This window comes from Thermoflexus sp. (assembly GCF_034432235.1).
Classification (GTDB): Bacteria; Chloroflexota; Anaerolineae; order Thermoflexales; family Thermoflexaceae; genus Thermoflexus.
In genome coordinates this window covers 1-11644 of the sequence record NZ_DAOUCJ010000030.1, presented here as the reverse complement: position 1 = coordinate 11644, position 11644 = coordinate 1, and the positions used below count along the sequence as shown (strand labels likewise).

The 11644-nt window shown below is 65.5% G+C and carries 7 protein-coding genes; 3 read left to right on the top strand and 4 right to left on the bottom strand.

What is annotated here, in order from left to right; genetic code table 11:
- The first annotated feature begins 199 nt into the window (after positions 1–199).
- Positions 200–1318 (top strand): hypothetical protein, encoded by a 1119-nt coding sequence (locus tag VAE54_RS03565; protein ID WP_322800561.1) that lies wholly within the window; start codon positions 200–202, stop codon positions 1316–1318.
- Between the two features lie 45 nt (positions 1319–1363).
- Here VAE54_RS03565 and VAE54_RS03560 read toward each other — a convergent pair whose 3' ends face one another.
- Together VAE54_RS03560 and mutS are read right to left on the bottom strand one after the other, a co-directional pair.
- Positions 1364–2284, bottom strand: a complete 921-nt coding sequence (locus tag VAE54_RS03560) for an HD domain-containing protein (RefSeq protein WP_322800560.1) — start codon at positions 2282–2284, stop codon at positions 1364–1366.
- A 139-nt stretch (positions 2285–2423) separates the two neighbouring features.
- Positions 2424–5033 (bottom strand): DNA mismatch repair protein MutS, encoded by a 2610-nt coding sequence (gene mutS / locus VAE54_RS03555; protein WP_322800559.1) that lies wholly within the window; start codon positions 5031–5033, stop codon positions 2424–2426.
- Positions 5034–5396: 363 nt separating this feature from the next.
- On the opposite strand from mutS, the gene VAE54_RS03550 reads away from it, so the two are divergent.
- Positions 5397–6482 carry a response regulator gene (locus tag VAE54_RS03550; protein WP_322800558.1) on the top strand — a complete coding sequence of 362 codons (1086 nt, stop codon included), beginning with the start codon at positions 5397–5399 and terminating at the stop codon, positions 6480–6482.
- A gap of 94 nt (positions 6483–6576) precedes the next feature.
- Positions 6577–8223, top strand: coding sequence for a DNA mismatch repair endonuclease MutL (gene mutL, locus VAE54_RS03545; protein ID WP_322800557.1), 1647 nt, complete (start codon positions 6577–6579; stop codon positions 8221–8223).
- 14 nt (positions 8224–8237) lie between these two features.
- Here mutL and selB read toward each other — a convergent pair whose 3' ends face one another.
- The gene (gene selB / locus VAE54_RS03540) at positions 8238–10130 is read right to left on the bottom strand and encodes a selenocysteine-specific translation elongation factor (protein WP_322800556.1); all 1893 of its coding nucleotides are present in this window, start codon (positions 10128–10130) and stop codon (positions 8238–8240) included.
- A gap of 16 nt (positions 10131–10146) precedes the next feature.
- Positions 10147–11373: a hypothetical protein gene (locus VAE54_RS03535; RefSeq protein WP_322800555.1), complete on the bottom strand. Its 1227-nt coding sequence runs from the start codon at positions 11371–11373 to the stop codon at positions 10147–10149.
- Between the last annotated feature and the right edge of the window lie 271 nt (positions 11374–11644).

Genomic DNA, 11644 nt, shown 5'->3' with positions numbered 1-11644 from the left:
ACCAGAGGAGCAATGTCACCCCCAGCAGGGCGAAGGACATCAGAAGATACAGGCCGACCACGGCATACCCATGAAGCACGGCCCGCCTCCTTTGTGGCAGGTGTCACAAACACGGAGCAATTATATCATGCGCTGAAGTGAAGATCAAGACGGCCGGATAAATAGGATAGGGGGCGATGTCGCCTTCCCGAGATGAACCATGAAGATCTGGATGGTGGATCCCCGGCTGACAGCCGAACGCCGGTTGTGGATCGAGGGTTGGGCTCGCCACAGCCCCCATCAGATCCTCGCGTTCACGCTTCCCTCTTCACTCCAGACGCCTGCCGGGGGCGCTTCCTCCCTCGCCCGGGAGCGGGCGAGGCGGCTGGCCCGGCGGATCCGACGATACCTGACCGGCTCCGCTGTTCGGGATCCCTCCCGTCAGCCCGCCGGCCTGCCCGACCTGGTCCTTCTGACCGATGGCCTGGATGGGGAGGCCTTTGTTGAAGAGATCGGCGATCTGCTCGCTGGGATCCCCCTCTGGATCTACTGGCACACCAGCGGGATGGCCGACCCGGAAACTGCCACGCCGGAAGAGATCGCTGTCGAGCTTCGCACGGTCCGGGCTGCCGAGCGCTGTTTATTCCACGGAGAGAGGCAGCGCGAGCACTTCCTCCGCGCCCTCTCCCGGCATGAGCCGGCGCTCGCCCTTCAGGTGGAAAAACGCGCAGCCGTGATACCTCCCGGTTTCGATCCCCTCCCTTCACGGTCCGAAGCCCCTTCTTTCCGCGAACCACTGGTGCTCTGGCTTCTGCGAGGCGAGCCGGGGGAGATCCCTATGTTGATCGCTGCCCTCGATCGCCCGGCTCTTCAGCCCCTGAACTTCCATGTGCTGCTCCTGAGCGAGCGCCCGGAGATGGAAATGCCCCGGGTCCAGAGGCTTCCTCCTCGGCTCCGCGCTCGCATCCTGGGGATCCTGAGCCCGGAATCCCCAGAGGCACAAGGCGGGGCATCGGCCGCTCGGGCCATTGTGGATGGAAGCATCCGTCCCCATTCTCCCATTCATCTGATGCGCCTAACGTTTGAGGGCCCATGGCCACTGGTCCCAGCGAGCTCCGGGCTTTTGGACGCCCTCCCGGCGGCGTTCTGGCCTCTATGCGCCTATCACAGTCCGGAAGATCTCGCCGAACGACTGAGGATCTTCCTGACAGATCCCCCGTCGGGGTCCCGGGAGATCCGTCAGGCCCTTGCGGCGTGGATGTGGCCCGTGCTGGCCCCTCGCTATGATGCGCTGTGCGAGACCGCTCGGAGCGACCTCCCCGGACGCGAAGGGACATGAAGAGGAGCGCGCATGGTGAGGCGGGTTGATCCCGCTCTTCCCCTTTTATTCATCCCGGGCGACCTGAAAGCGCCCGTTCTCGAACACGACCTTCTGGATGATCCGCTGATCCGCCAGCGGGGTCTCCGGTCGGGCTGATACCACGATGCGCACCTGGTCCTTTAAGGGAGTGACCACGACTTTGCGAGCCAGGATCTCCTGGACCTGGAAGATCCCGGCGGAGTTGCTGAGGTAAACCGCGATCTCAATGGGCACATCTTTCCCATCCCGGATCTCCACCTCGTCCACCGCCAGGGCGGATACGGAGTGGATGTCGACCTTGCCCAGGTCGAAGGCCGCCCGCCCCCGCCCCTTGGTCATATCGGTCCCATCGGCGATGGCCACCACCGCCGCCTCTACAGTCAGTGGGGGTGGGGAACCATCATGGCTGGCGATACAGGACAGGATGAACCCCAGGATCAGCTGCTCCTGCTCCGGATCCGGGTAGATCTCCCCCAGCCAGCGCGGCAGCAGCTGGGCGGCCAGCACCACGCTGTATTCGATATGCCCGACCCGGTGAACCATGTTCCCGATGTCATGCAGGAGCTCCGCGGCCAGAACCACCAGGAAAGCATCGTCCAGATCCCCGGCCCCCGAGGTCACCACATCGAAGGCGACCCCATGCCGGACCAGCAACTGCATCATCTGCATCGCGGCCGCGGTGGCGATGCGAGCATGGACAGGGCCATGGTCGTTGTAGTTCATCTTATAGACCGCCATATAGTTGGCTAGGTCCCAGCATGCGGAGACCTTCGGATCATGGGTGAGATACTCATACATCCGCGCGGTCTTGGGATAGCGATCCACAATCTCCCGGATGACAGCGTCCGCCCGGCTGGCGAGCTGCTGGTAATCCGGGGCGATCTCAATCACCACGCCATGGTCCCGGTAAGCGATGTGGCGACGCGGCACACGAACCTTGCTCATGGAAGCCTCCAGCCTTCTCGGTTCAGCACATACGAAGTAGAAAGGCGATGGCCTCCTCTCCCCTTGACCGCTCAAAGCGCTGCGAGAGGCGTAGGGCAACTGCAAGCAGTTGCCCTACGATGGACCGATCCCTCGGCTTCTAACCCGATGGAGGGGAAGCCTGATCGAGCAATCCTTTCAACTCATACAGCTTGTGAAGGGCCTCCAGCGGGGAGAGGCTTTCGGGATCCAGATGGCGAAGAGCATGGATCACCGGATGCTCAGCGAAGAGGGGCAGGGGCGCGGCCGGCGGAGGGGCCTGGGGCCGCACGGCGGGCTCGCCGCGCTCCAGACGGCGGAGCAGCTCCCGCGCCCGCCGGATGACCGGCCGGGGCAATCCGGCCAGCTCCGCCACATGGATCCCGTAGCTCCGATCCGCGCCGCCCGGCCGGATCTGATACAGAAAAACGATGCGCCCTTCTACTTCTGCCACGGCCATATGGGCGTTGCGGACCCTCGGTAGATACGTCGCCAAGGCGGTCAGCTCGTGGTAGTGGGTGGCGAAAAGCACCTTCGGCCGCCGCTTCGGATGGTTATGCAGATATTCCACGACCGCCCAGGCGATCGCCAGGCCATCATAGGTGCTGGTTCCCCGCCCGATCTCATCCAGCACCACCATGCTTTCCGCCGTGGCCTGATGCAGAATGTAGGCTGTTTCGCTCATCTCCACCATAAACGTGGAGCGACCGGCTGCCAGCTCATCGTGAGCCCCGATCCGGGTGAAGATCCGATCCACCGGCCGCAGCCGGGCCCGATCGGCGGGGACAAAGGAGCCGATCTGGGCCATTAACACGATGAGGGCGACCTGGCGCAGCAGGGTGCTCTTCCCCGCCATGTTCGGCCCGGTCAGGATCAGGATCCGCCCCTCCTCATCCAGGCGGACATCATTCGCAACGAAGCGGCCGGCCAGGGCCCGTTCGACCACCGGATGCCGTCCCCCCTGGATCTCCAGGCAGTCTTCCTCCACCAGCTCCGGGCGCACATACCGGTAGCGAACCGCAGCCTCCGCCAGCGCGATGACCCCGTCCAGATGCGCGATGGCCCCGGCCATCTCCCGCAGCTGGGGCGCCGCCTCCCCCACCCGACGACAAAGCTCCCGGAACAGCTCCGCCTCCAGCTCCGCCTGACGGGCTTCCGCGTTCAGGACCAGCGTTTCATATTCTTTCAACTCCGGCGTGATGAATCGCTCGGCGTTCACCAGGGTCTGCTTTCGGATGTAATCTGGGGGCACCTGTCGGGCCGCCGCCTTCGAGATCTCGATGTAATATCCGAAGACTTTGTTGTAACCCACCTTCAGGGTGCGAATGCCGGTCCGCTCCCGCTCCCGCTGCTCCAGATCCGCGAGCCATGCCTGCGCCTCCTTCGCCATCGTTCGCCAGCGATCCAGCTCCTCCGAGAAACCGGGCCGGATCACCCCTCCTTCCTGCAGCGTGGCCGGAGGGTCCTCCACCAGCGCCCGGGTGAGCCAATCCAGCAGCTCGGGGATGGGATCGAGGCGGGCGATGAGCGGCCGAAGGGCTTCTGCCCGCGGCCCCTCCATCCGGTGGAGCAGCATCTGGATCTCCGGCAGCATCCCCAATGCCCGGCGCAAGGCGGCCAGATCCCGGGGGGAGGCCAGGCCGCTGCGGGCCCGCCCAGCCAGACGCTCCAGGTCAGGGAATCCCCGCAGCCGCTCCGCGATCCGCTCCCGGGCGACAGGATCCTCCACAAACGCTTCCACCTGATCGAGACGGGCCTCAATGGCCGCTCGATCTCGCAGCGGCTGGGAGATCCACGACCGCAGCAGCCGGCCACCCATGGGCGTGCGGGTGAAATCCAGCACAGCGAGCAACGATCCTTTGCGGGAATCCCCGGTCGTGCTCTCGATCAGCTCGAGATTGCGCCGGGTGGCCGGATCCAGGATCATATATCCGGCCGTGGTGTAGGATTCCAGGGAGGTCAGGATCGAGAGGGCTTCCGGGCGGGTTTCCCGCAGGTAGTGGATGATCGCCCCGGCAGCCCGCAGGGCCAGCGGCCGATCTTCCAGCCCGAAGGCGTGCAGGGAAGCCACCTGAAAGTGTTCCTGCAGGGCGGTTCGAGTCGCCCCGAGCTCGAAGCGATAGGCGGGAAAGGGCGTGAAATGAATCGAGAGACGATCCGCGGATTGGGCCAGCGGCGGCGCGGCCGGCTCGCCGGGAGCGGCCGGATAAAGACATTCCCGGGGATCCAGCCGCAGCAGCTCCGCCTCCGCCTCTCGTCGAGCCTCCGGGCCGCTCCACTGGGTTGCGGCGAAACGCCCGGTGCTGGCCTCGCAATACGCGAGCCCGATCCCCTCTTCGGTTTCGATCCACGCTGCCAGATAGTTCGGCCTCCGTTCATCCAGCAAGGCAGGCTCCAGAGCGGTCCCAGGGGTCACCACCCGGACCACCCGGCGGGGCATCAACCCGTTCACCGGATCGCCGACCTGTTCCGCAATGGCCACCCGATAGCCTCCCTCGACCAGGCGGGCTAAGTAAGGCTCCAGGGCGTGATAGGGGATGCCCGCCATCGGGACCCGCTGTCCCTTCCCCACCGGCCGGGAGGTCAGCATGAGATCGAGCTCCCGGGCCACGATTTCCGCATCTTCATCGAAGGCCTCATAGAAATCGCCCAGCCGGAAGAACAGGATCGCATCCGGATATTGTCGTTTGAGCTCCAGATACTGGCGGCGGATGGGCGTGAGGTCCTCCATTCCTCAATCCTCCACCGTTTTCCGCAGGACTTAGATCCGTGATCCCGGATCCATCCGGACCCGCGCCGTCATATAAATGGAGAAGCCATGCGGTTCGATAGCCCGGGCATGGCGTCCGCGGCATCCACCGTTTCTCAGAGCCCTTCAAAGGAAACCCACCGCACAACGCCTATCAGTATACACTTAGAGTGGGTCCGGACATTCAACCGGATTCCAGACATAAGAAAGCGTCACACTGCTCCCCAGCAGGTCGAAGAGCCCCAAGGAGAAACCCACTGCGAAAGGGGCAACCGGACGCCGAAGACCCGGAAGCGGAACGCTGAACAGGAGACGCTGACCCACTTCGAGGGAGGGGCGGTTCAAATGGCAACCGGACAGCCAGGGGAAGGCAGGGGACGCCCGCCTCGCGTGCTGATCATCGAGGATAATCCCAACGAGGCGAAGGCGCTTCACGACCTGCTGGTCTGGAACGGCTTTGAGGTGGTGGTTGCCGCGACAGCCCGCCACGGATGGAGCCGGCTTCGCTCCTGGCGCCCCGATGTGGTGATCCTCGACCTCGGCCTGCCGGATGCCGACGGGCTGATGGTATGCCGGGCGATGAAAGCGGATGCGCAGCTCCGCGACATCCCGGTGCTGATCCTCACCGGGCGGACGGCCATCGGAGAGCTGGTGGAGGGACTCCGGATCGGCGCGGAGGATTACGTGACCAAGCCCTACGATCCCCGCGAGGTCCTGGCCCGGCTCCACGCGCAGCTGCGCCTGGGGCAGCGCATCGCCTCGCTCAAGACCTACCACCTCCGCTGGTGGAACCTGTTGCGTTCCTTCATTCCTTCCCCGATCATGCAGGCTCTGCAAAAGGCCCCTCACGAGATCATGGGTCCGGCCCGAATGCAACCCCTCAGTGTCCTGGCCGTGTCATGGAGCGGGCTCCGGGAGCGAATTCAGGAAGCGGCTCGTCCGGAGGGACTTCCTGCAGGGACCCTTCATCAGGCGCTGAATCGACATCTCAGCCTCTTCTATGAGAGCGTTCAGGCGGAAGGTGGAACGCCTGCTCCGATGGGGGATGGGGGAACCCTGGCCTGGTTCAACGCGCCGATCCCCTGCCCGGATCACCCGGTTCGGGCCCTGCGGGCGGCCCTGGCCCTTCGGGAGCGAATCCGTCGGCTGCATCTGGAGCTTCCCCCGCCGCTGCGGCTGATCCCCCGTTTCGCACTTCACCGGGGGCTTGCGCTGATTGGACTGCTGGGGGGATCGACCTATCGGCATTACACGCCTATCGGCGAGGTCGTGGAAACTGCCCGGCGGCTGGCCGCCCTGGCCCCGGAAGGTGAAATCCTGCTCACGCCGTCCTTCCATGAGGCAATTCAGGGGCTCCTGCCGGTGCGGCCCTGGACGGAGGCCCCGGCGTTCGTCCGAATGCCCCTCTACCTGGTGGTCATGCGCCGATAGAGGTAAGAATAGTTGGGATGGGCGGCGAAATCGCTTATCTCGTCGTCCTCAAACCCTCAACGATCGGCGGGGCGCGTTGGTAATCGCTGGAGAGATGCGATCCCCAAATGAACTCCCGGTGATCCGGGTTCTGGATCCAGACGTGGCGGCCCGGATCGCGGCGGGGGAGGTCATCGAACGGCCCGCCTCGGTGGTGAAGGAGCTGATCGAGAACGCGCTGGACGCGGGGGCCACTGTCATCCAGGTTGAGGCCCGGGAAGGGGGCTTTGCGCTGATCCGCGTGGCCGACAACGGCCACGGCATCCCCCGGGATCAGGCGCCGCTGGCCCTGGCCCGTTTCGCCACCAGCAAGATCCGGACGGCCGAGGACCTGAGCCGCGTGCGCACCCTGGGCTTTCGCGGGGAAGCGCTGCCCAGCATCGCCGCGGTGGCCCGGGTGGAGATCCTCACCCGCACCCCCGGGGAAACCGAGGGCACCCGCCTGATCGCGGAGGAAGGCCAGTGCGCCGTGCATCCGGCCGCCAGTCCCCCAGGGACCGTGGTAACAGTCCGGGACCTCTTCTACAACACCCCAGCCCGACGTCGCTTTCTCAAATCCCCCTTCCGGGAAGCCGAACGGATTCGGGAAACCGTTTACCGCTACGCCCTGGGCTACCCCCAGGTCGCGTTCCGGCTGATCATCGATGGCCGGGAAGTCCTGATGGCGCCGCCCGGGACCCTGCTGGAACGGGCGGCGATCATCTGGGGGCGAGAGGTCGCTGACGAGCTGATCCCGGTGTCCTGGGAGGTGGCGGATCTCCGGATCCACGGTCTGATCTCCCGGCCCACCCTGGGACGGGCTTCCCGAGCCTTCCAGCATTTCTATGTCAACGGGCGGCCGGTGCGCAGCGGATTGCTGGCGGTGGCGCTGGAGCGACCCTACGCCGGGCGGCTGCCCGCCGGCCGCTATCCCCTGGCGATCCTCCACATCGAGCTCCCCCCTTCGTTCGTGGACGTGAACGTCCATCCGCAGAAAGCAGAGGTGCGGTTCTCCCAGGAGCGCTCGGTTTACTGGGGAGTGAGCCAGGCGGTGCAGACCGCCCTGGCCGGCTTCCCCTATCCAGAAGGACTCCCCACGCCGTGGCCGGTTGAGGAGCCGCCGCCGATGCGGCGGCTGGGAGAGCCGACGATGGAATACAGCCGGCCGCCCCGATGGCGGGCGCTGGGCCAGCTGCTCCAGAGCTATATCCTGGCTCAGAGCGAAGAGGGGCTTATTGTGGTGGATCAGCACGCCGCCCATGAGCAGGTGATTTTCGAGCGGCTATGGTCCGGAAGCCCCTCAACCCCCCTGCCCTCCCCTGCGGTCCTTGCTTTCTCCCCTCGGGAAGCCGAGCAGCTGGAGATGGAGCTGGAGACCCTGCGAAGCCTGGGGATCGACATCGAGCCCTTTGGAGGGAACACCTTTGTGGTCCGAGCCCTGCCCGCTCCGCTGGCAAGCGTATCCGTCCACATCCTGCTGAACGCTGTGCTGGAGGAGATCCCGGCGCTCCGGCGAGGGGGCGGCGATCCCCGGGAGCGGATCGCCATGCGTCTGGCATGCGCAGCCGCCGTCAAAGCCGGCGACGGCCTTTCCCCCGAGGAAATGCAGGCCCTTCTCGATGCCCTGTTAGAAGCCTGGTCCCCGTCCACCTGCCCCCATGGCCGCCCGGCCTGGTTCCTCCTGAGCCGGGAGGAGATCGAGCGCCGGTTCCTGCGTCGCTAACCCGACGCAGGAGTTCAGGTCTCCATGCCCGCTCCGGGGCCCTGGGCCAGCACCCGCACGTCCCCCACCCGCCGGGTGATCCCCAGGGCGTCCATCTTTTCCAGGATGGCCACCGCGATCTTGCGATTGGTCCCCAGCCAATCCCGCGCCTCCGCTGCGGAAATCGTCCCGCGGGCCTGGAGATAGGCCCGGATGCGCTCGACGGCTTCCTGCCAGGTTTCCATGAGCAGGATGACCTCATCGTTCAGGCGGACCAGACGGCCTTCGTCCAGCAGGACCTGGAAAAGATCCCGGCCCAGCATGGCTTCGATCTCCCGGGGGGTAGGCGGATGCCATGGATCCCGTCGGATCCTGGCGAGACAGGCCTCCACCTGCCGGGCTTGTGCCTCATTCAGGCGAACCTGAAAGCCGGACCGCCGGATCAACGGCCCGGCTTCTTCCAGGAGGCCTTTCATCACCGCGGCCCGCACCGCCGCCTCGAACACCGCCGGCGGCCATCCCAACCGGCTCCGCGCTTCCTCTCGCGGCATGCCTGGACGCAAGGGGTTCTGCCGATGGTAAGCTTCCACCTGCTCGATGAGCTGTCGGATCGCCCGCTCCGGCCAGTTGGGCGCCGCCCAGAGGCCCTCTCCCAGGGGAACCGCCGCACCCTCCGCTGTCAGACGCTCCAGGAGCTCCCGGGCCCGCCCGAGGGGCAACGCCAGCCGTTGGGAAGCCTCCGGCAGCGGGAGGAGCCCCGCGCTTTCCAGCCAGACCCGCAACCGGGTGATCGGATCCGCCTGGTGGAGGGCGCGCAGCGTAGAGAGAACCTCCGAACGGAACCGACGGTGGCGTCGCTCTGGATGCACATCCAGGATCTCGCCGCCCCCCAGGGTCATCGAGGGGGAGGGCCAGCGGAGAATGAAGCGATCTCCGGGGGCGGCAACCGTCGGACGGCTGAGGACGATCTGGGCCAACCCGGATTCCCCCGGCCGCAGCTCCTCCCGATCCAGCAACCGGACCCGGGCCAGGATCTGGGCCGCTCCGTGGAAGAATTTCACCTCAGCGAAATGGGAAAGAGGGCGAGGGGATCCTTCCCAGTGGATCAAATACACATCCAGAAGCTGGGTTGGCTGGAACACTCCTAAGACCGTCACCCAATCTCCCCGACGGAGGTCTTCCGGAGCGATCCCGCTGAGATTGATGGCCGTCCGGGAGCCTGGGAGAGCCTGCTCTACTCGACGGCGATAGGACTGCAAACCCCGGATGCGGGCCCGAAGCCCCGAGGGCCAGATCTCCACCTCCTCCCCGATCCGAAAGCAACCATCCAGCAGCGTCCCGGTCACGACCGTCCCGAAGCCTGGCATCGTGAACGCCCGATCGATGGAGAGGCGCGCCCGCCCCAGATCGGGGCGTGGGGGGCGGCTTCGCAGGGTCTCCTGGAGGGCTTCCACCAGCCGTTCCAGACCCTCTCGGGTGCGGGCGGACACTGGGATCACCGGGGCGCTCGCCCAGCAGGTCCCCTGGAGCATGGCGCGGATGTCTTCTTCCACCAGCGCCCGCCATTCCTCATCCACGAGGTCGATCTTATTCAGGGCCACCACGCCGCTGCAGACCTCGAGGAGGGTGAGGATGGCGAAATGCTCCCGTGTTTGCGGCATCACGCCCTCGTCGGCCGCGATCACCAGGAGAGCGGCATCAATGCCCCCCACCCCGGCCAGCATGTTCTCGATGAAGTCCATATGGCCCGGCACGTCCACGATCCCCACCGTCTCCCCATCCGGCAGGATAAGCCATGCGAAGCCCAGGTCAATCGTCATCTCCCGGATCTGTTCTTCCTTCAGACGATCCGGATGGATGCCGGTGAGGGCCTCCACAAGGGCCGATTTCCCATGGTCGACGTGGCCAGCCGTGGCGATCACAGGCATGCCCGGTCCTCCTAAGTTATGGCCTGCCCGTCCCGCCCCCCGAGGCATCCTTCAGGCTCTGCTTCAGGCGGCTCATCCGCTGTTCATGGTTCTGGCTCCACGAACGGGCTCCATCCCGCAGGTGACGGGCCCATTCCTCCTGCTCCTCCAGCAGCCCGCGGAGGACCTGCTCCAGGCGCGGCCACTGGCGCTCCAGATGCTCCACCCGGCCTTCCAGATCCCGATGCTCCCGACTGTGCTCGGCCCAGCGCTCCTCCCGCAGGAGATTCAGCTGGTGGAAGCGCTTCTCCTGCGCCGTCTGCCATTCCTCCCACTCCTGTTTCCACCGTGCCTCATTCAACCGCAGCAGCTCCGCCATCTCCTTCAGGCGATGCTCCCAGCCCTCCCGGAGCGTTCGCAGCTCCTCCAGAGCCTGCCGGCTCTCCCGCGCCAGATCCTGGAGCTGATGGAGGGCCGCATGGTAATCCTCGATGCGAGCCAGGCGCTCCTCCACATGCTGCTCCAGTCGGCGGAAGGCCTGGCCGTGTTGCAGATCAGCCAGACGCAGAGCTTCAATAGAACCTTCCAGCTCCTCCAGACGGACCTCCATGGGCTCCAGACGACGGGGATACTTGCGTATCTCTTCTTCCAGGGGCGGAAAACGCTGGGTCAGCTCCTCAATCCGCTTGCGCTGATCCACCTGTCCCTGCTCCACATCGGCCACCCGTTTGGCGGTCTGCCGGGCCTGCTCCTCGAGGTAGATCAGGCGAGGCCGCGTTTCCTCCAGGGCGCGGCCGATCTCCTCGATGCGTCGGGATTGAGCCTGAACCTGCTGCAGCAGGCGGTCGTGCTCGGCGCGGCGGGAGGCCAGCTCCTGTTCCACTCGCTCCAGGCGGGGCGCGTCTTCCTGAAGGGTATGGACGGAGCGCTGGAGATCCTGGATCTGAAGCTGGAGGATGGTATGGCTTTCGCGGAACTGTCGCTCCAGCTCTCCCAGGCGCCGATCCAGGATCGCGGTCATCTCCTCCCGGAGGCGAGGGAAAACGGACTCTATCGGGATGGGACGAGCGGCCTGGGCCTGGACGGCCGCCAGCGCATCGGTGAGCTGACGGATCTGTTCCCGGGCCTGATCCAGGAGAGCCGACAACTGATCGACCCGTTGCTGGAGGAGCGCGATGGTCTCTTTATCCTTGCGACGCTCCTGCTCCAGCCAGAGGACCGTTTGTCGGGTTTGAGCGAGCTCCATTTCGATCTGTGGCTGCACGGCGCACCTCCCAAGATGGAGCGGATTTCTGAGGTCAGAGGTCGAAGGCGTCCCCTTTATTCATCGAAACCCCAACCACAGGCTTATAGGGAATCATAATGCAGGTCGGTCCCGAGATCCATCCGGATAATCCCGGAGACAGTGAGGAAAGTGCTATGCCGACCGAGGGATCCACAGGGGGTGTTCGAGAGGCGAGGCCAGATCCTATAGCCGGAGTCCCGGTTTCCAGTCCGCATCGCTTGCAGCGGCTTTTCAGAAGGCAGGGGGTTTT

Coding starts and splice junctions, on each gene's coding strand:
- VAE54_RS03565 (WP_322800561.1), top strand. CDS start 200: ATGAAGATCTGGATGGTGGATCCCCGGCTGACAGCCGAACGCCGGTTG.
- selB (WP_322800556.1), bottom strand. CDS start 10,130: ATGCCTGTGATCGCCACGGCTGGCCACGTCGACCATGGGAAATCGGCC.
- VAE54_RS03560 (WP_322800560.1), bottom strand. CDS start 2,284: ATGAGCAAGGTTCGTGTGCCGCGTCGCCACATCGCTTACCGGGACCAT.
- VAE54_RS03550 (WP_322800558.1), top strand. CDS start 5,397: ATGGCAACCGGACAGCCAGGGGAAGGCAGGGGACGCCCGCCTCGCGTG.
- mutL (WP_322800557.1), top strand. CDS start 6,577: ATGCGATCCCCAAATGAACTCCCGGTGATCCGGGTTCTGGATCCAGAC.
- mutS (WP_322800559.1), bottom strand. CDS start 5,033: ATGGAGGACCTCACGCCCATCCGCCGCCAGTATCTGGAGCTCAAACGA.